At 62.2% G+C, this 18,986-nt stretch carries 20 protein-coding genes; 9 read left to right on the top strand and 11 right to left on the bottom strand.

Features of this window, described 5'->3' with window-relative positions; all coding sequences use genetic code 11:
• Positions 1 to 16: 16 nt before the first annotated feature.
• From ACL2XG_RS07050 to ACL2XG_RS07020, 7 genes are read right to left on the bottom strand one after another with little or no spacing between them, the layout of a single operon-like run.
• A complete protein-coding gene (locus ACL2XG_RS07050) occupies positions 17 to 1,618 on the bottom strand; it encodes a gamma-glutamyltransferase family protein (protein ID WP_413722505.1) in 1,602 nt (533 codons plus the stop codon).
• A gap of 18 nt (positions 1,619 to 1,636) precedes the next feature.
• The gene (locus ACL2XG_RS07045; RefSeq protein WP_413722506.1) at positions 1,637 to 2,512 is read right to left on the bottom strand and encodes an ABC transporter permease; all 876 of its coding nucleotides are present in this window, start codon (positions 2,510 to 2,512) and stop codon (positions 1,637 to 1,639) included.
• A 1-nt stretch (position 2,513) separates the two neighbouring features.
• A complete protein-coding gene (locus tag ACL2XG_RS07040; RefSeq protein WP_413723423.1) occupies positions 2,514 to 3,458 on the bottom strand; it encodes an ABC transporter permease in 945 nt (314 codons plus the stop codon).
• Between the two features lie 24 nt (positions 3,459 to 3,482).
• Positions 3,483 to 5,000, bottom strand: coding sequence for an ABC transporter substrate-binding protein (locus tag ACL2XG_RS07035; protein ID WP_410015618.1), 1,518 nt, complete (start codon positions 4,998 to 5,000; stop codon positions 3,483 to 3,485).
• A gap of 22 nt (positions 5,001 to 5,022) precedes the next feature.
• Positions 5,023 to 6,087: an ABC transporter ATP-binding protein gene (locus ACL2XG_RS07030; RefSeq protein WP_410015617.1), complete on the bottom strand. Its 1,065-nt coding sequence runs from the start codon at positions 6,085 to 6,087 to the stop codon at positions 5,023 to 5,025.
• On the bottom strand, positions 6,084 to 7,097 hold the full coding sequence (locus ACL2XG_RS07025; protein WP_413723424.1) for an ABC transporter ATP-binding protein: 1,014 nt from the start codon (positions 7,095 to 7,097) through the stop codon (positions 6,084 to 6,086). Before ACL2XG_RS07025 ends, ACL2XG_RS07030 begins: the two co-directional genes overlap by 4 nt.
• Complete coding sequence (locus ACL2XG_RS07020; RefSeq protein WP_410015616.1) at positions 7,094 to 7,798, bottom strand: FadR/GntR family transcriptional regulator; 705 nt, start codon at positions 7,796 to 7,798, stop codon at positions 7,094 to 7,096. The genes ACL2XG_RS07025 and ACL2XG_RS07020 overlap by 4 nt, the downstream gene beginning before the upstream one ends.
• Here ACL2XG_RS07020 and ACL2XG_RS07015 point away from each other — a divergent pair.
• On the top strand, positions 7,797 to 8,111 hold the full coding sequence (locus ACL2XG_RS07015) for a hypothetical protein (RefSeq protein WP_413722507.1): 315 nt from the start codon (positions 7,797 to 7,799) through the stop codon (positions 8,109 to 8,111). The genes ACL2XG_RS07020 and ACL2XG_RS07015 overlap by 2 nt on opposite strands.
• 38 nt (positions 8,112 to 8,149) lie before the next feature.
• Here ACL2XG_RS07015 and ACL2XG_RS07010 read toward each other — a convergent pair whose 3' ends face one another.
• Positions 8,150 to 9,238 carry an NADH:flavin oxidoreductase/NADH oxidase gene (locus ACL2XG_RS07010; RefSeq protein WP_413722508.1) on the bottom strand — a complete coding sequence of 363 codons (1,089 nt, stop codon included), beginning with the start codon at positions 9,236 to 9,238 and terminating at the stop codon, positions 8,150 to 8,152.
• A gap of 109 nt (positions 9,239 to 9,347) precedes the next feature.
• Here ACL2XG_RS07010 and ACL2XG_RS07005 point away from each other — a divergent pair, with 109 nt between their 5' ends.
• From ACL2XG_RS07005 to ACL2XG_RS06970, 8 genes are all read left to right on the top strand, one after another.
• A complete protein-coding gene (locus ACL2XG_RS07005) occupies positions 9,348 to 9,647 on the top strand; it encodes an ArsR/SmtB family transcription factor (protein ID WP_410015614.1) in 300 nt (99 codons plus the stop codon).
• A gap of 189 nt (positions 9,648 to 9,836) precedes the next feature.
• Positions 9,837 to 10,586: a FadR/GntR family transcriptional regulator gene (locus ACL2XG_RS07000; RefSeq protein ID WP_410015613.1), complete on the top strand. Its 750-nt coding sequence runs from the start codon at positions 9,837 to 9,839 to the stop codon at positions 10,584 to 10,586.
• Between the two features lie 25 nt (positions 10,587 to 10,611).
• Positions 10,612 to 11,058 carry an RpiB/LacA/LacB family sugar-phosphate isomerase gene (locus ACL2XG_RS06995; RefSeq protein ID WP_410015612.1) on the top strand — a complete coding sequence of 149 codons (447 nt, stop codon included), beginning with the start codon at positions 10,612 to 10,614 and terminating at the stop codon, positions 11,056 to 11,058.
• 19 nt (positions 11,059 to 11,077) lie between these two features.
• Complete coding sequence (locus tag ACL2XG_RS06990; protein ID WP_413722509.1) at positions 11,078 to 11,992, top strand: NAD(P)-dependent oxidoreductase; 915 nt, start codon at positions 11,078 to 11,080, stop codon at positions 11,990 to 11,992.
• 10 nt (positions 11,993 to 12,002) lie between these two features.
• Entirely contained in the window at positions 12,003 to 12,680 is a 678-nt protein-coding gene (locus ACL2XG_RS06985) for an amino acid ABC transporter permease (RefSeq protein WP_410015610.1), read from the top strand.
• Positions 12,681 to 12,690: 10 nt separating this feature from the next.
• Positions 12,691 to 13,377, top strand: a complete 687-nt coding sequence (locus tag ACL2XG_RS06980; RefSeq protein ID WP_413722510.1) for an amino acid ABC transporter permease — start codon at positions 12,691 to 12,693, stop codon at positions 13,375 to 13,377.
• Between the two features lie 18 nt (positions 13,378 to 13,395).
• Entirely contained in the window at positions 13,396 to 14,121 is a 726-nt protein-coding gene (locus ACL2XG_RS06975) for an amino acid ABC transporter ATP-binding protein (RefSeq protein WP_410015608.1), read from the top strand.
• A gap of 48 nt (positions 14,122 to 14,169) precedes the next feature.
• Positions 14,170 to 14,961 (top strand): transporter substrate-binding domain-containing protein, encoded by a 792-nt coding sequence (locus ACL2XG_RS06970; RefSeq protein ID WP_413723588.1) that lies wholly within the window; start codon positions 14,170 to 14,172, stop codon positions 14,959 to 14,961.
• Here the strand turns inward: ACL2XG_RS06970 and lldD are convergent.
• The 3 genes from lldD to lldP are packed head-to-tail and all read right to left on the bottom strand — an operon-like array spanning position 14,951 to position 18,536.
• Positions 14,951 to 16,096 (bottom strand): FMN-dependent L-lactate dehydrogenase LldD, encoded by a 1,146-nt coding sequence (lldD, locus tag ACL2XG_RS06965; protein ID WP_413722511.1) that lies wholly within the window; start codon positions 16,094 to 16,096, stop codon positions 14,951 to 14,953. The genes ACL2XG_RS06970 and lldD overlap by 11 nt on opposite strands.
• Entirely contained in the window at positions 16,093 to 16,890 is a 798-nt protein-coding gene (lldR, locus tag ACL2XG_RS06960; RefSeq protein ID WP_413722512.1) for a transcriptional regulator LldR, read from the bottom strand. Before lldR ends, lldD begins: the two co-directional genes overlap by 4 nt.
• Positions 16,887 to 18,536 carry an L-lactate permease gene (gene lldP, locus ACL2XG_RS06955; RefSeq protein ID WP_410015604.1) on the bottom strand — a complete coding sequence of 550 codons (1,650 nt, stop codon included), beginning with the start codon at positions 18,534 to 18,536 and terminating at the stop codon, positions 16,887 to 16,889. The genes lldR and lldP overlap by 4 nt, the downstream gene beginning before the upstream one ends.
• Positions 18,537 to 18,986: the final 450 nt, after the last annotated feature.

The following is an 18,986-nucleotide window of genomic DNA, read 5'->3' as shown; positions in this document are numbered from 1 at the left end:
AGGGGCGGGCTGTGGGTTAATATACCAGCGCCTGCCCGTCCTTGCGGCTTTCAGTGGCGGCGATATACACGCCCTGCGCGTCGCGCATAATGGCCTGGGCGCCGCCGAAGCTGTGGATCTGCATCGGGTCCTCGACGCTTATCTGGTGTCCCATGGCGCGCAGGGCCGCCAGGGTATTGCGGTCCAGCGACGGTTCCACCATCACCTCGCGTCCTCGCACCACCCGCCAGCGCGGCGCGTCAATGGCCGCCTGCGGGTTTTGCCGGTGCTGCATGATGCGCAGCGCCATCTGGACATGGCCCTGCGCCTGCATGGATCCCCCCATGACGCCGAACGACATCAGCGGCTGTCCGGCGCCGTCCAGGGCAAACGCCGGGATAATGGTATGGAAGGTGCGCTTGTTGCCGGCGAGGCAGTTGGGATGTCCCGGCTCCAGCACAAAACTGGCGCCGCGGTTTTGCAGGCTGATGCCGGTGTCCGGCACCACCACGCCGGACCCGAACCCCATATAATTAGACTGGATAAAGGATACCATCATGCCGCCGGCATCGGCGGCGGACAGATAGACCGTGCCGTTTTGCCGCGGCGCGCCGAAGACAAAATCCCCCGCCCGGGCGGGATCGATTAACGCGGCGCGCTGTTGCAGGTACGCATCGCTTAATAAATGCCTGGCCTCGAATTCCATATGATCGCTATCGGCCACATAACGCTCCAGGTCGGCCAGCGCCAGCTTCATCGCCTCAATGGACAGATGCAGCGCCGCCGCCGAGTCGGGAGGATAACGGCCGATCCCGCAGTGCTCCAGGATGCCCAGGGCTATCAGGGTGGCGATGCCCTGGCCGTTGGGCGGCAATTCATGTACCGATCCGCCGGCAAAGGGGCGCGAGAGCAGCTCGACCCATTCGGGCCGGTGGTTGTTTAGGTCCTCAAGCGTTAGGCCGGCGTTATGCTGGCGGGCGAAAGCGGCGATTTTCGCCGCCAATTCGCCGCGATAAAACGCTTCGCCCTCGGTTTGCGCGATCAGTTCCAATGTCCTGGCCTGGGCCGGATTACGGAACAGCTCGCCGATGGCCGGCGCGCGTCCTCCGGGCGCAAAACACGCCATAAATCCCGGCTGGCCGCCAAGACGCTCGACGCCGCGCTGCCATAACGCGCCAATCAGGGGCGATACCGGAAAACCGTCGCGGGCATATTCGACGGCCGGCTGCGCCAGCGTCGTCAGCGGCAGGGAGCCGAAGCGGCGGGCGAGTTCCACCCAGCCGGACACCGCACCGGGTAGGGTGACCGCGTCCCAGCCCAGTTCCGGCACGGCCGGCAGATGGGCGTAATCTTCATATTTCCAGGCGGCGGGAGAACGGCCGGAGGCGTTTAAGCCATGCAGTTGTTTGCCGTCCCAGACGATGGCGAACGCATCGCTGCCGATGCCGCAGCCGGTGGGTTCCACCACCGTCAGGGCCATGGCGGTGGCGACGGCGGCGTCCACGGCGTTGCCGCCTTGCAGCAGCATGCGCAACCCCGCCTGGGCCGCCAGCGGCTGGGAGGCGCAGACCGCGTTGCGACCCATCATCGGCGGCCGCAGGGAGGGGTAGGCTACCTGGAAATCCAGTGGTGATGTCATCGTGTAATCCTGTGTTGGTTAATTGTCGCGCGGATCCAGCGCATCGCGCAGCCCGTCACCCAGCAGGTTGAAACCCTGGACGGTAATAAAAATCGCCAGTCCGGGAAAAATCGACATCCATGGCGCTTGTTCAAGGTAATTTTTCGCGGTATTGAGCATGGCGCCCCAGGAGGGAGAGGGCGGCTGTTGCCCCAGTCCCAAAAACGACAGGCTGGCTTCGGTAATGATGGCCGAGGCGATGGCCAGCGTCGCCTGCACCATAATCGGCGACAACACGTTGGGCAGCACATAACGCAGTACGATCCAGCGGTCGGGCAAGCCGATGGCCCGGGCGCCCTCGATATACTCCTCGTTGCGGATGCTCATCACCTGCCCGCGCGTCAGGCGGGCGAAAATCGGCATCACCGACAGGCCGATGGCGATCATCGCATTGATAAGGCTCGGGCCGAGAAACGCCCCCAGCGCGATGGCCAGGATCAAAAACGGACAGGACAGCAACGCCTCGATAACACGGGAGATAACGCCATCCCATATTCCCTGCCAATAGCCGGCGACCAGCCCCAGCGGCACGCCGATAAATATGGCGATAATCACTGAAATACAGCCGGCCGTCAGCGAAGTGCGGGCGCCCCAGATAAGGCGGGACAGAATATCGCGGCCCAGTTCGTCGGTGCCGAGCCAGTAGAGCGCCGACGGCGGTTTGCGCACCGCCAGAAAGTTGGCCTTGATCGGGTCGAAGGGCGCCAGCCACGGCGCCAGCAGGGCGATGATGACAAAAACCAGCACGATGGCCGCCCCGATCACGGCGCTTTTATTGGCGATGAATTTTTTAATCGCCCGGCTGCCCGCCCTGGGCGTAGCCGGCGCGGCCGTGTCGGTAAGCACCTGCGACATATTATTCTCCCCTCATGCGCGGATTGATCAGCACGTACAACACGTCGGCCAGCAGATTAAGCAGCAGAAAGCCCATCGCCACCACCAACACCACCCCCTGAACCACCGCGTAATCGCGGTTGAACACCGAATCGACAATCATTTTGCCGAAACCCGGGATGGTGAAGATTTGCTCGGTAAGCACCGCGCCGCCGAGCAGTTCGCCAAACAGCAGCGTAGTGAGGGTGACGATGGGCACCAGCGCATTACGCAGCGCGTGTTTGAGGATCACCCGCTTGGGCAACAGGCCCTTGGCCTTGGCGGTGCGGATATAATCCGCCTTCAGCACCGCTATCATCGCCGCACGGGTATGGCGCATCAGCGTCGCCGCCAGCCCGGTGCCGAGCACCAACGCCGGCAGCAGCAGGGTGCGCAGGTTTTGCGCCAGGTCTTCGGTCAGCGGCACGAACCCCGAGGCCGGCAGCCACTGCAGCTTGACGGAAAACAGCAGGATCAGCAGCACCCCCAGCCAGAAGTTGGGGATGGAGATGCCGGACAAGGCGATAAAGTTGGCGCTGTAATCCACCCAGGTTCCCCGGCGCACCGCCGCGATAATGCCGCTGGTGATGCCAAGCGCCATGGCGATGATCATCGCCAGCAGCGTCAGTTCGACGGTCACGGGCAGCTTGCTGGCGATAAGCGTGGTCACCGGTTCCTGGGTGCGCAGCGAAATGCCCAGGTTGCCCTGCAGCGCGTCGCGCAGCCAGTAAAAATACTGGGCGGGAATGGGGTCGTCCAGGCGGTATTTAGCGCGCAGCATGGCGATTACCGCCGGGTCGCGCTCTTCGCCGGCCATGGCCACCACCGGGTCGCCCGGCAGCAGTTTTTGCAGCGAAAACACCATAATGCTGACTAAAAACAGGGTGGGTATCGCCAGCAATACGCGCTTGCCAATCAGTTCTAACATCATCGCTCCCGGATTCTCGATGCGCTACGGCGCCAGTTGCATACCCGCCAGGCGGATCAACCCGTCGGGATAGGGTTTGAATCCCGTTATTTTTTTCGTCATGCCGAAAATGCGCGGCTCGAAATACAGATAGGCCAGCGGCATATCCTGCTGCAACTGCGCCACCACCTGGCTATAAAGGACTTTGCGTTTGGCCTGGTCGGAGGTGGCGCGGGCTTGTTGCAGCCAGTCGTCCACTTGCGGGTTGCTGTAGCGCCCGTCGTTCAGGTTGCCTTTGCTGTGGATAAACGAATAGATGCTGCCGTCCGGATCCGGACGGCCGGACCAGCCCGACATGCTGACCTGGAAATCTCCCCGCTGCTGGCGATCCAGCAGCGTGGCGAATTCAGAGGTTTGCAAATGGACATTAAACCCGGCTTCGCCGGCCATGGCCTGGATGACCTGGCCCACCTGCTGGGCATCCGGTCTGTTGGCCACCAGGAGGGTGGTTTCCACCGGCGTGGCGACCCCGGCGGCGGCCAGCAGGGATTTGGCTTTCTCCACATCCCGCGCCGGCACCGGCAAATCCACATGGTAAGGGCTGACGGTGGAGAACGGCTGGTTAGCCGGGGTGTATTGCCCCTCGAAGGCCACCTGGTTAATGGCGTCGCGATCCAGAGACAGGGAGAACGCTTCGCGTACCCGCGCATCCTTGGCAAACGGATCGCTGGGATTGGCCTTGCCGTTGGCGATATTAAAGGTCAGCCCCATATACCCAAGCCCAGTCACCTTGGCCAGGGCGAGCGTGGGATTGGCCTCGACGGTTTTCACATCGCTGGCGGCAATGCCTTCGGTCAGATCCAGATCGCCGGCGCGCAGGTTGGCCAGGCGCACCGAGGAGTCGGGAATGGGCATAAAAATCACTTTATCGAAGTGGTAGGCCTGTTTATTCCAGTAATTACCATAGCGCGTCAGCACAATGCGGTCCTGCTGCACCCGGCTGTCAAACTGGTAGGGACCGGAGCATACCGGGTGCGCGGCGAAGTTCTCCTTTGCGGCGGCCTGGGGCGCCAGCATGGTGCCCGCCCGGTCGGTGAGCTGGGAGAGCAGCGCGGCGTCGGCGTTCTTCAGGTGAAACGTCACGCTATAGGGGCCGGTGGCCTCGACGGACGCCACCGAGGACAGTTCGCTTTTGCGCAGCGATCCCGGCAGGGTCAGTGCACGATCGATATTAAATTTCACCGCCTGCGCGTTAAAGGCTTCGCCATCCTGAAACGTCACGCCCTGGCGCAGGTTCATGGTCAGGGTTTTGCCGTCATCGCTGTACTGCCAGTCGGTGGCGAGGCCGGGCACCACCTGCAGCTTTTCATCCACATCCACCAGCCGGTCGCACATGGCGGCGAAGACAAATCGGCCATAATAGGTCCGGGCCAGGTGGGGATCGAGCATGTCGGGGTCGCTGCCCAGACCGATACGCAAAATGCTTTCGGCATACGGCTGGCCGCTGACGCCAAGCAACACCAAACCACTCAGCGCGGTATAAAGCTTGTGACGGGAGTTCATGAGCATAGATTCCTTGTGGCAGTTAGGGTTTACGGGCCGCGGCGTCGACAAACAGCGCGCGCCGCCGCAGGAAAGCCGCCGACGGCGGCGCCATGACGATAACGCTGCGATCGCTGTTCAGTTCCCGCCAGCGGTGACACGCCACCTGGCGCCGATCGCCGGCGGGTTCCAGCGGCGGTTCATGCTGCCGGCAGACGTCCCTGACATGGGGACAACGGGTATGGAAACGGCATCCCGACGGCGGCTGCGACGGGTTGGGCAAATCCCCCGTCAGCAGCGGTCCGGATTGCCGGCCGCCTGGGGTTAACTGGGGCGCTGAAGCAATCAGCGCCCGGGTATAGGGGTGCAGCGGCTGATCGAAAATATCATCGGCGGCGGCGATTTCGACGATTTGCCCCAGGTACATCACCGCGACGCGATCGCTCATATGGCGGATCACCGCCAGTCCGTGCGCCACCACGATCAGGGTCAGGCCGAACTGTTCTTTCAGGCTCTCAAGCAGGTTGACCACCTGCGCCTGTACCGACACGTCCAGCGCGGAAACCGGCTCATCCCCCAGCAGCAGCGTGGGTTTGGACGCCAGGGCGCGGGCGATGCCGATGCGCTGGCGCTGCCCGCCGGAAAATTCATGGGGAAAGCGCCGGGCGTACAGGGCCGGCAGCCCGACGGTGCGCAGCAGTTCGGCCACCCGTTCCCGCCGCTGCGCCCGGGAAATCCGCTCATGCAGCCAGATGGGCTCGCCGACAATCTCCTCCACCGTCATGCGCGGATTGAGGGAGGCGAACGGATCCTGGAAAATGATTTGCAGCTCGCGCCGCAGCTGGTTCAACTGCCCGGCGGGCAGCATGCCGATATCATTGCCCTGGTAGAAAACCCGCCCTTCGGTGGCCGTCAGCAGGCGCAGCAGCAGCCGGCCGAGGGTGGATTTGCCGGAGCCGGATTCACCGACAATAGCCAGGGTTTCGCCCGGCCAGACCTTCAGTGATACCCGATCCACCGCGTGCACCTGGCGCTGGCGGGTAAACAGGCCTTTAGGGCCCTGAAAGATTTTCGTCAATGCCACGCTTTCAAGGATCGGCTGGCTCATGCTCTGGCTCCCGGCGCGAAATGGTGTTCAAGCGGCGCGTAAAAACACGCGGCCTCATGGCCTGCGGCGACCGGACGCAGATCGGGCCGGGAACGGTGGCAGCGTTCGTCGGCGAACGGACAGCGGGTAGCGAAGCGGCAGCCGGCGGGCATGGCATCCGCGGTGGGCACCGACCCCGGAATGGTGGCCAATTTGCCGATGCGGGCCGACAGGCTGGGCATCGAGGCCATCAGTCCGATGGTGTAGGGATGCTGCGGGTCGCTGAAAATGTCGTCCACGCTGCCGGTTTCGACAATTTGGCCGGCGTACATGACCGCCACCTGCTGCGCCACTTCCGCCACCACGCCGAGATTGTGGGTAATCAGTAAAATGGCGGTGCCGGTGTCCTGCTTGATTTGGTTAAGCAGGCTGAGGATACCGGCCTGGATAGTGACATCCAGGGCGGTGGTGGGTTCGTCGGCAATCAGCAATTGCGGCCGGTTGATCAGCGCCATGGCGATCATCACCCGCTGGCGCATGCCGCCTGAAAGCTGGTGCGGATACGACTTCAGGCGCAGCTCCGGCGCCGGAATCTGCACCAAAGCCAGCATCTCCCCGGCGCGCGCCATGGCCTGGCGATAGCTGCCGCCCTGGTGCCGCATCACCGCCTCCGCCAATTGGTCGCCCAGGGTAAACGCCGGATTAAGGGACGTCATCGGCTCCTGGAAAATCATGGCCAGCTGATTGCCGCGCAGGTTGGCGTATTGCCGCGGCGACAGGGCGCGCAGGTCGTGTTGGTTAAAATACAGTTCCCCCTGGTCGATACGGGCGCTGTCGGGCAATAAGCCCATTAACGCCAGCGAGGTGACGCTTTTGCCGCAGCCGGATTCGCCCACCAGCGCCAGGGTCTCCCCCGGCTGGATATGTAGCGAGATATCGTCGAGCACGCTGGCCGGCGAGCCGTGGAAGCGCACCCGCAGATGGGCGATATTCAGCACCGGCGGCGCGGGGGATATGGGGATCGTCATCAGGCTTGAGGCTCCTTGTCGATGGACAGGACAGTGATCAGCGCCTGTTGCAGCGCCAGAAGATGTTCGGTCATGACGGCGGCGGCCTCCTCGGGCCGGCGGGCCTGGAGATAGCGGATCAGGCGCTGGTGCTGCCGGTTATAGTTGTCCAGCCGCGCCGGGTTGCGCGCCTTCTCGCGCTGATGGCGCCAGCTGTCGTCGCGGCGTATGGCGTCCAGCGCGTCAAACAGGCCGAGCAGCAGCCGGTTGCCGGCCGCTTCGGCCAGCGTCCGGTGGAAGGCGCTGTCCCACAGTTCGTGCTGATCGCTGTCATCGGTTGCCAGCACCTGCATCCGCTCCTGGAGGCGCGCCATCAGCGCCAGCTGTTCCGGCGTGGCGCGCAGGGCGGCCAGGCGCGCCAGCCCCGGCTCCAGCTGCAGACGGGCTTCCATCACCTCCAGCAGCGTCGATTGGCGCGGCAAGCCTTGCAGCACCAGCGGTTGCGATGGGGCATCGGGACCCAGGAAGGTGCCCTTGCCCTGTTTGCGCCACACCCTGCCTTCCATCTCCAGTACGTCCAGCGCGCGGCGGATCTCCCGGCGCCCGACCTGATAGCGTTGCGCCAGCTCCCGCTCGGTGGGCAGCGGCAGCTCAGGCGCGGGGTGTTGCAGGATCAGCGCGCGCAGCTGTTCCAGCGCGGAGAAGGACGACGGCTGTTTTGTCATGACTCACACCCTGATTTGCCATAATCGTGTCGATAACGCCCTGATGGCGCGCTGTTCCGCCGGAACGCACGCCATCACTCATTACCTTTCATCACCATCAAGCACAAATCGAACCAATTTTTTATTGGTTCGCTCTTTTTTTAATCGAACGTTGCAGATGACTGGAATTTCAGGGATTTGTTGCGGGCGTGCGAAGTGCCCGGCCGTCAATGCCGGGGATATCATTAAGGCAACCGCCATGGAGGGAGAGGATGCACCACGGGTGGGCACACCACGCACCGCGCTGCATCAGGAATTGCCGCTCTCAGGCTAACCGCCGCCCTGATGCCGGGACGACGGTTAGCGCCGGCGTCAGTATCTTTCCAGCCAGTGGGCGTAGGGGGCGGGCAGCGTCCAGGAGGGACGTTCAATCTTCAGTTCACGGGCGGCGTAATAACTCCAGTGGGGATTGGCCAGATGGGCCTTGCCCACCATGACCAGATCCAATTGCTGGTCCTGAACGGCTTTTTCGGCCAGGTCCGGCGTACCGAATCCCCAGGCGGAGGCGACCGGGATATCCGCGTCCCCGCGTACCCGCTTGGCGATCGGGCCCATAAAAGCCGGTCCCCAGGGAATAGTGGCGTCGGGGGTGGAGAACCCGATGCTGACGCTGAGCATATCCAGGCCGGCCTGTTTGAAGCGCGTGATCAGGTCAATGGATTCAGTCAGGGTCTGCTCGTCGCGCCCGTCGAACTCCAGCACGCCGAACCGGGCGGTCAGCGGCAAATGTTCCGGCCAGACTTCGCGTACCGCCGCCAGGGTTTCCAGCAGGAAACGGCCGCGGTTAACGGCGCTGCCGCCGTACTGGTCGTCGCGCTGGTTGGAATGGGTCGAGAAGAAGCTCTGGGCCAGGTAGCCGTGGGCGAAATGCAGCTCCAGCCATTCGAATCCGGCGTCGCGCGCCCGGCGGGCGGCGGCCACGAAATCATCACGCACCCGGGCGATATCGTCAAGCGTCATGGCCTTGGGCACTTTCGGCAAATTGGCGCCAAAAGCGATGGCGGACGGCGCAATGGTCTGCCAGCCGCGCGGGTCGCTCTCGGCGATATGGTCATCGCCCTCCCAGGGCCGGTTAGCGCTGGCCTTGCGGCCGGCATGGCCGATCTGGATGCCGGGCACCGCGCCCGCCGCTTTGATGGCCCGCACCACCGGCACAAAGGCCTGGGCCAGGGTATCGTTCCAGATGCCGGCGCAGCCTGGGGTGATACGCCCCTCGGGGGAGACCGCGGTGGCCTCGACGATCACCAGCCCGGCGCCGCCGCGGGCGAGGGCGGCCAGATGGACCTGGTGCCAGTCGTTGATCAGGCCTTCATCGGCGGAATACATGCACATGGGCGGCACCGCGATGCGGTTGCGCAGCGTAACATCCTTGAGTTTAAAGGGTTGAAAGAGTGCTGACATGGTTCGGGTTCCTGTATTTGTTGGCGCGATGATTTACTGTAGCCTTATTCTGTAATTCGATAATATTCGAATTATGGCTTTTTGACAAGCCGTTTGCTATAGTCGCCCCATGCGCCCCTTTAAACATCCGTCGATAAATGAATTCGCTCTCGAACGCGTGCTTTACGCCTTGAGCGACCCGTTGCGCCTGGACATCGTGCGCCGCCTGGCTCAGTTGGGCGAGGCCAGCTGCGGCGAACTGGACGGCGGCCGCCCCAAATCCAGCGTTTCCCATCATTTCCGCGTGCTGCGCGATGCCGGGCTGGTCTATACCCATAATGTCGGCACCACGCACATCAATACGCTGCGCAGCGATGATATGCAGGACCGCTTCCCCGGCCTGCTGACGACGATCCTGGCGCAGCATTAACCGCCCCCCGCTTCGCCAATATCGCCTAATGCGCCCCACCACGGCCTGAATTTCCCCTTTTCCGTTTTCGCGGCAAATCTGTGATCGCCATCTTATTGACCAAAAAGCAACTGTGAATAACATCACATTAATCTTTCATTAACATATCTACCATTGGTATTACCACTGGTTAAGGCTGATGAATGACAGATGACGATTAAACGCGGGAACGGGAAACAGGACACCGGCAACGGCTACGATCGGGTCGTCGGATTTCTGCGCGAGCAACTGCTGTCGGGGGAGCTCAAGGCGGGGGACTGCCTGCTGCCGGAGCGTGAGCTTTCCGCCCGGCTCGGCGTAAGCCGGCCGGTGCTGCGCGAGGCCTTGCGCGCCCTGGCGATGATTGGCGCGGTGGAGATCCGCCATGGTATCGGCACGGTGGTGAAAAAACCCAGCGTGTCGATTCTGGGTGAATTTTTCACTTTTGTACTGGCCCATCAGGCGGATGTGATTGACGACGTGATGCAGGCGCGTATTGCCATTGAACGGCAGGCGGTGCGCCTGGCATGCCGCCGGGCCACGCAAGGGGATTACGATCGGCTGGCCGAATGCCTGCGCGCCATCATCGACACTATCCATACCCCGGAAGTCGGCGGCCTGGCGGATTTCCACTTTCATGAAGCTATCGTGCTGGCGTCCGGCTCGGCGACGCTTATCAGTATTTACCAGTCCATCAGCGCGCTGATGATGCGTTCGCACCTGGACCGGCGTGAACAGATTATCCAGGTGGACGGCATCGAGGAGTTCCTGATCGATCACCACCGGCTTATTTTTGCCGCCATCGTCGGGCGCGACGAAGCGCGCGCCGACGAACTGCTGGCCCGCCATTTCGAGATCGGCGCGGACTTTCGCCGCCGCGCCACCATCCGCATGGCAGGCGCGGCGCCTTTTACCGACTAAACCACGACCGCAGAAGGAAACCCGAATGAATATCGTTATTGGCAGCGATCACGCCGGCTTCCGGCTGAAGCTGGAACTGGCCGACTGGCTGCGTGCCGCCGGCCATGAGGTGGACGACATCGGCAGCCACACGCCCGACCCGGTCGACTTTCCCGATATCGCCCATGCCTTGTGCGCTAAGGTGCGCCAGGACGCCGGGCGCCGAGGCCTCCTGGTGTGCGGCACCGGCGTGGGCGCGGTGATCGCCGCCAACAAAATCAACGGCATCCGCGCCGCCGTGTGCCACGACATCCATTCAGCGCACCAGGGGGTGGAGCACGATGATGTCAATGTGATGTGCATGGGCGCGCAAATCGTCGGATCGTGGCTGGCGCGCGATTTGGTCGACGCGTTTTTGCAGGCCCGGTTTGTCCGTGATGAGGACTTTGTCCGCCGGGTCGACAAACTTAACCGTCTTGAACAGCAGGACTGATCCTGGGGGAGGCAATCACATGAATGATTTAACACCAAAAGGCAACGTCGGTTTCCTCGGCCTGGGCGTCATGGGACGCGAGATGGCGCGTAACCTCGCCCAGGCCGGCTTTAGCGTGCGCGCCTATGATGTGCTGCCGGCGGCCGTTGCGGCGCTGGCGGCGTATGGGGTACAGCCGGCGCGGGATATGGCGCACGCCACCGCCGACGCCGATATCGTGATCTCCATGCTGCCCGACACGCCGCAGGTGGAAGCCGTGGTGCGCGGCGACGGGGGACTGTTGGCGTGCCCTCCGCGCGGCGGCCTCTACGTGGATATGAGTACTATCGCGCCGGAGGCGACGCGCGCCATGAGCCGGGCGCTGGCGGCGCAGGGCGTGATCATGCTGGACGCGCCGGTATCCGGCGGGCCGGCGGGGGCGAAAAACGCCGCCCTGAGCATTATGGTCGGCGGCGACGCCGCGGGATTCGCCCGCGCCGTACCCTTTCTGCGGGCAATGGGCACCACCATTAACCATGTCGGGCAATCCGGCGCCGGTCAAACGGTGAAACTGTGCAACCAGCTGATATGCGCCATCAATATCCAGGCCATTTGCGAGGCGCTGGCGCTGGGGCGCGCCTATGGCATCGATCTTGGCCAGATGCGCGAGGTACTGCTGGGGGGGTCGGCGGCGTCCTGGATGCTCGACAAACTGGGCACGGCCATGATCGGGGGCGATACCTCCGCCGGCTTTCGCATCGATTTGATGATGAAGGATTTGCGTCTGGTGCTGGACGCGGCGCGAGAGCGTCCGGTGCCGCTGCCGGCCACCGCGCTGGTGGCGACGCAATACCAGGACGCGCAGGCCCACGGCGAGGGATCTAACGGCAACCAGGCGCTGTTCAGGGTTTACGACCGGATCACCGGGCGGGAAACGGCGGCGGCGACAAAATAGGTAGCGGGTTATGAAGCTTGATTTCACGGCGATATTCACGCAATGGCAGATGCTGAGGGACGGCGCGCTGCTCACCGCCGAGCTGGCGGTCATCACCACCGTTTTCGGTTTTCTGATAGGCACCTTATGCGCGGTGGCGCGCCGTTCCGAGTGTGCCTGGTGTTCCCGTATCGCGGGGGTGTATATCGAAGCCATTCGCAATACGCCGTTTCTGGTGCAGATCTTCCTGGTGTATTTCGGGCTGTCCAGCCTGGGTTTTTCGTTTACGGCGTTCACCGTCTCGGTGATCGCGCTGACGATAAACGTCGGCGCCTATACGGCGGAGATCATGCGCGCCGGCTTTGAGTCCATCCATCCGGGGCAATGGGAAGCGGCGGAAACGCTGGGGTTATCCACCTGGCAGCAATATTGGCATGTGGCGCTGCGTCCGGCGATAGAACGGGTTTATCCGTCGCTGACCAGCCAGTTTATTCTGTTGATGCTGGCCTCGTCGGTGACGTCGCAGATTTCGACGGAGGAACTGACCGCCACGGCCAATTTTATCCAGTCGGAGACCTACCGGCCGTTTGAAACCTTTTTTGTCGTCGCCGGTATTTACCTGGCCCTGTCGTTCCTGATGCGATTTGCGTTCTGGCTGGTGGGGCTGGCGGCTTTTCCCCGCCGCCGTCGCCTTGGCACCCCGCTTTGAGGAGCGAGACATGAATTCTTCCCTTAATCCCGCGCATATCCAGTTCCTGCTGCAGGGCGCCTTCTGGACCCTGATCCTGTCGCTGATGGCCTTCGGCGGCGGCGGCCTGGTCGGTTTCCTGGTGGCCCTGGGGCGTATCGCGCCGCTGCGCGGCGTGCGTTTTCTGGTGAGCGCCTATGTCCAGCTTATCCAGGGCACGCCGCTGCTTATCATTATGTTTATGATTTATTTCGGCCTGCCGTCGCTGGGGTTCAGTATTTCCCCGTTGTTTGCCGCCGGGGTGTCGCTGACCCTGTACGCCAGCGCTTACCTGGGGGAAATCTGGCGCGGCTGCCTGCAGGCGGTGCCGCGCGCGCAGTGGGAAGCGGCGGAATGCCTGGCGCTGTCCCGCGCCCAGCGCCTGTTCAAGGTGATACTGCCGCAGGCCGTGCGGCTGGCGACGCCGCCCACCGTGGGATTTTCGGTGCAGATCATCAAAAATACCTCCCTGGCGTCGGTGGTGGGTTTTGTCGAGCTGGCGCGGGCCGGGCAGCTTATCAATAACTCGATCTTCGAGCCGTTTATTACCTATCTGATTGTCTCTTTGCTCTATTTTTGCCTGTGTTTTCCGGTGTCGGTATTAAGCCGCAGGCTTGAACGCCGCGCCATGGTTAAAAAAACGGCGCGGCAAAACGCGGCGCTGACCAGAATGGCCTAAGCGTTAAAGGAAATCATTATGTCGATTATCGTGCTTGATAAGGTGCAAAAAAGCTTTGGCGCGGTGCCGGTGCTTAACGATGTGTCTTTTTCCGTGGATCGGGGGCAGGTGGTGGCGTTGATTGGCGCCAGCGGGTCGGGGAAAAGCACCGCGCTGCGCTGTATCGATCGGCTGGAGAAGATTAACGGCGGCAGCATCGAGGTGTGCGGCCATCGCGTCGAGGATCCCCATCTTGACCTGCGTAAGCTGCGTCAGGATGTCGGCATTGTGTTCCAGAGTTATAACCTGTTTCCCCATCTCACCATTGAGCAAAATATCACGCTGGGGCCGATGTCGGTTAAAAAACAATCGAAAGCCGACGCGCGGCGCCTGGCGCATTCGGTGCTGGAGCAGGTGGGTCTGGCTGATAAGGCGGATAGCTATCCGGAGCAGCTTTCCGGCGGACAGCAGCAGCGCGCGGCCATCGCCCGGTCGCTGGCCATGAAGCCGAAGGTGATGCTGTTCGACGAGGTGACCTCCGCGCTCGATCCCAAGCTGACCGGAGAAGTGCTGCGTGTTATCGAACGGTTGGCGGGCAGCGGGATGACCATGATCATGGTGACGCACGAAATGAATTTTGCCCGGCGCATCGCCGACAAAGTGGTGTTTATGCACCAGGGCGCCGTGCATGAAAGCGGCGGCGCCGCCATTTTAAAACAGCCCGCCACCCCGGCGCTGCAGGATTTTATCGCCAACGAGCTGTAGCCGGCGGCGTTGGCCCGTCAGGTAACCCTGGAGAAAACTATGCGATATATGAAACGATTGGCTTTGTTGGGCACCCTGTTTTTGTGGCTGGCGTTTAATCCCGCCGCGGCGGCGACCAACGCCTGGCAGGAGATCAAGGAGCGGGGCACGCTGCGGGTGGCGACCGATTTGTCCATTCCCCCTTCCGGGATGCTGGACGCCAGCCTGAAGCCGATAGGGTCGGATGTGGAAACCGCGCAGTTGCTGGCGCAGGATTGGGGGTTGAAACTGCAGTTTATCGAGACCACCGGTCCGACGCGGATCCCCAATCTGCAAACGGGTAAGGCGGATATCGTCATATCAACCCTGTCGGTAACGCCGCAGCGGGCGCAGGTAATCGATTTTACACGCGCTTATGCCGGATTGCGGTCGGTTATCGGCGCGCCCGCGGCGACAAAAATCGGCGGCTGGGACGACCTGAAAGGTAAAGCGATTACCGTGACGCGCGGTACCACCCAGGATACGCAGCTGAGTACGGAAGCGGCAAAACGGGGTTTTACCGTGCAGCGTTATGACGACGACGCGACGCTTGTGACTGCCGCGGTGAGCGGGCAGGCTTTTGCGGTGGCGACGTCGGCCACCTTGGTTAACCAGATAAAAAAACAGAACCCGAAGCTGGCGTTTGAGCCGAAAATGACCCTGCAGGTGTTCGATTTGGCGATCGGGGTGCCGAAAGGGCAGCCGGAGCTGAAAGCCAAACTGGACGAGTGGATTGCCGCCAATCTGAAAAACGGCAAACTGAACGCTATTTATCAAAAATACCATGGCGAGCCGATCCCGCCGGAAATCATTAACCGATAGAATGCCGGACCAGCGACTCGCGCGTGATCTCGGCGATGGCGCGGGCGCCGGTGAGGGTCATGGCCACGCGCATTTCCTTGTCGATAAGCGTGAGCAGGTTGGCCACCCCCTGTTCCCCTGCCGTCGCCAGGGCATAGATATACGCGCGCCCCAGCAGCACGGTGTCGGCGCCCAGCGCAATCATGCGCACCACGTCGAGGCCGTTGCGAATACCGCTGTCGGCGAGGATAGCGATATCGCCTTTGACCGCGTCGGCGATGGCGGGCAACGCGCGGGTGGAGGAGAGCACGCCGTCGAGCTGGCGTCCGCCGTGGTTGGACACCACGATGCCGTCCGCGCCGAAGCGTACCGCGTCCCGGGCATCCTCCGGGTCAAGTATGCCTTTGATGATCATGGGGCCCTGCCAGAATTCCCGGATCCATTCCAGGTCGCTCCAGGAGATGGACGGATCGAAGTTTTTCGCCAGCCAGCCGATATAGTCTTCCAGGCCGGTGGGTTTGCCCACATACGCGGAGATATTGCCGAGCACGTGGGGACGTCCGCGCACCCCGACATCCCAGGCCCAGGCGGGATGGGTTATCGCCTGCAGATAGCGGCGCAGCGCCGCGTTCGGCCCGCTCATGCCCGAGTGGGCATCGCGGTAGCGGGCGCCGGGAACCGGCATGTCCACCGTGAACACCAGCGTCGAGCAACCCGCGGCCTTGGCGCGCTCCAGCGCGTTGCGCATAAAGCCGCGGTCCTTGAGCACATAGAGCTGGAACCACATCGGCTGTGTTATGGCGGAGGAGACCTCCTCGATGGTGCCGACCGAGACGGTGGACAGCGTAAAGGGGATGCCCTTGCTTGCGGCGGCCCTGGCGGCCTGGACCTCGCCGCGCCGGGCATACATGCCGCAAAGTCCGACCGGGGCGAGGGCGACCGGCATGGCGAGCCGCTGGCCGAACAGCGTCGTCTCCAGGCTCAGCTGCGACATATTCCTGAGCACCCGTTGCCTGAGCGCCACCTGCGCCAGGTCCTCGACATTGCGCCTTAAGGTGTATTCGGCGTAGGCGCCGCCGTCCAGGTAGTGAAACAAAAAGGGCGGCAGCTTACGTTGGGCCGCCGCGCGATAATCGGTTGCAGCTGAAATGATCATGTATCCTGTTCTCGCATCATGTCGGTGTCGGTATCCTGATAAGCCAGGCGGGTAACGCGCGCCTGCCGGGCTTCGTCTTCGTGCAGGGCTTTCAGCGTGGTATGGACGCACTCCAGATGCGTTATCGCCGCGCTGCGCGCGCGTTCGGGGTCGCCGGCCAGTATGGCCTGCAGCAATTCATGGTGTTGTTCGGTTAATTTGGCGAAAATCACCGGCACCGTATACATGCGCCGCCGGCTTTGCATTACCGAGGATTGCAGCAGCTCGAACAAACCGCGCATGGTTTGCAAAAGCACCAGGTTGTGCGAGGCCTCGGCAATGGCCAGGTGAAAACGCACGTCGGCCTGCGCGGCCAGATCGGGATCGTCGCTCTCGCTGACCCGCAGCGTGGCGTCAAAACACATCCGCAGCCGTTCCCTGTCGGTGTCGGTGGCGCGCCGCGCCGCGTGCCATGCGGTGCTGGCCTCGATAGCCAGCCGCGCTTCCAGTACGTCATAACGATAATCAGGATCCTCGGCCATCAGCATTTTCAGCGGCAGGACGATGCGCTGCCCGGACCATTGATGAAAATCATCCTGAACGTAGGTGCCGCCGCCGCGACGGCTGACCACCCACCCCTGGCTGCTGAGTTGCTGGATGGCCTCGCGTACCGATGAGCGCGATACGCCAAGCTGGGATGCCAGCTGGCGCTCGGCCGGCAGACGCATGCCCGCGGCCAGCCCGCGCTCCGCTATCAACTGCTTGAGACGCAGGGCGATATGGTCGGCCACGCGGATATCATCAGGTAAGGTCATGGGATCATCCAAGGCAAAATATACGCCTGCAGGGTAGTGATAGCCCCGACGATACTGCAAAAAATCAGGCTGTGCTTCACCGTAAAGCGAAATAAATCCGGCTCATGGCCCACCAGCCCCGCCGCCGCGCAGGCGATGGCGATGGACTGCGGCGAAATCATTTTGCCGGTGACGCCGCCGGTGGTATTGGCCGCCACCAGCAGCACGTCGGATACGCCGATCTGCTGCGCGGTGGTGGCCTGTAGCGCGGCGAACAAGGCGTTCGAGGCGGTGTCGGACCCGGTAAGGAATACGCCCAGCCAGCCGAGGAACGGCGAGAAAAAGGTAAACGCCCGGCCGGTATGCGCCAGGGCCAGGGCCAGCGTCGCGGACAGGCCGGAATAATTGGAAATAAAGGCAAAGGCCAGCACCATGCCGATGGAGTAGATAGGCAGCGCCAGATCCCGCAGGGTCTCTTTAAATGTCGCCAGCGCCGCGCGCGGCTTCATGCGCAGATAGGCGATCGAGATAAAGGCCGCCACCATAATGGCGGTGCCGGTGGCCGAGAGCCAGTCGAACTTATACACCGCCGGGTACGGCAGGAACGTCGCCACCACCGGCGGCGTTTTTGCCACCAGCTTATCCAGGAAGGGCACGGAAATGCTTACCACCCAGCTTTGCAGCGGGCCGCCGGCGGCAAACAGCGCTTTAAACGGCGGCACGCTCCAGAGGGTTACCGTGGCGGTCAGGAAAATAAACGGCATCCAGGCGCGGACGATTTGCCCGGCCGTATAGGTCACGGCCGGTGCCGGCTGGGCCGGCTGGCCGCCGTCGCTGAACCGGAAGATGTGCGCCGGATGCCAGACGCGCAGGAACAGGGTCAGGCATACCAGCGATACCAGCGAGGCGATAATATCCGGCAGCTCGGGCCCGATGAAATTCGAGCTCAGATACTGGGCCAGGGCGAAGGAGATCCCCGCCACCAGGACCGCGGGCCAGGTTTCCCGGATCCCGCGCCAGCCGTCCATGATCGCCATGATCCAAAACAGCACGATAATGGTCAGGAACGGCAACTGTCTGCCGACCATTTGCCCGATAGTAAAGGGGTCGATATTGGCCACTTGCCCGGCGACGATAATCGGCACGCCCATGGCGCCGAAGGCCACCGGCGCGGTATTGGCGATCAGGCATAAGCCGGCGGCGTACAGCGGCTTAAAACCCAGCCCCACCAGCAGCGCGGCGGTAATGGCCACCGGCGCGCCAAATCCGGCGGCCCCCTCCAGGAACGCGCCGAAACAAAAACCGACAATCATCATTTGCAGGCGCTGATCGGGGGTAACCGACAAAATAGAGGAGCGGATGATATCGAACTGGCCGGTCTTGACGGAAATCTTATAGACAAAAACGGCGGCGATGATAATCCATGCAATCGGCCATAAGCCGTAGAAAAAGCCGTAAACCACCGAGGCCAGCGCCCGATCGAGCGGCATGCGGAACAACAGCAGCGCCACCAGCAGGGCCAGGATGGTGGTAATAGTGCCCGCCAGGTAGCCTTTCAGGCGTAATTTAATCAGCGCAAAAAAGAAAAACGCGATGGGAATCACGGCGACCAGGCTCGATAGCCAGATATTGCCGAGCGGGTCGTAATTTTGTGGCCAGATTGGCATGTCATGCTCTCCTGTGACTCGATGTCCGTCGGTGGGTATGCGCCGGGCCGCCCGGGCGCGTCCTGCCCGGCGAATAGGGTTGGCGCAGACAGCAAACTTGGCCTTGGTCATGAAAAAAATGTGAATGAAATGGTCGCCAACGGGCTGGCTGTTACACAAAATTGGTCCTACCAAAACATTTAAGCAATTCTCTTGATACATAAAATTAATGAATCGATAACAAATAGCAACGCTTCATGGGCTTTTTTATTGATTTGCCTGCAATAGTCACAATTTTTTTGTTATTGGTCGGACCAAAAGGCGTGGCGTAGTGTTTCGCAGCGGTACATTTGGGCGAGGATAGGCGGGAGACCATCTTGACGCGGGCCGGTTGCCGCGCGGCGTGCGGGAGAGGCTGCGCGCATGATGCCGGCCGACCTGTTGCGAAGCTGCGCGTAATATCGCCCTATA

Source organism: Sodalis sp. RH24, assembly GCF_047324145.1.
Taxonomy (GTDB): domain Bacteria; phylum Pseudomonadota; class Gammaproteobacteria; order Enterobacterales; family Enterobacteriaceae; genus Acerihabitans.
The sequence above is the reverse complement of the archived record's forward strand: the minus strand, read 5'-3'. Positions and strand labels throughout refer to the sequence as shown.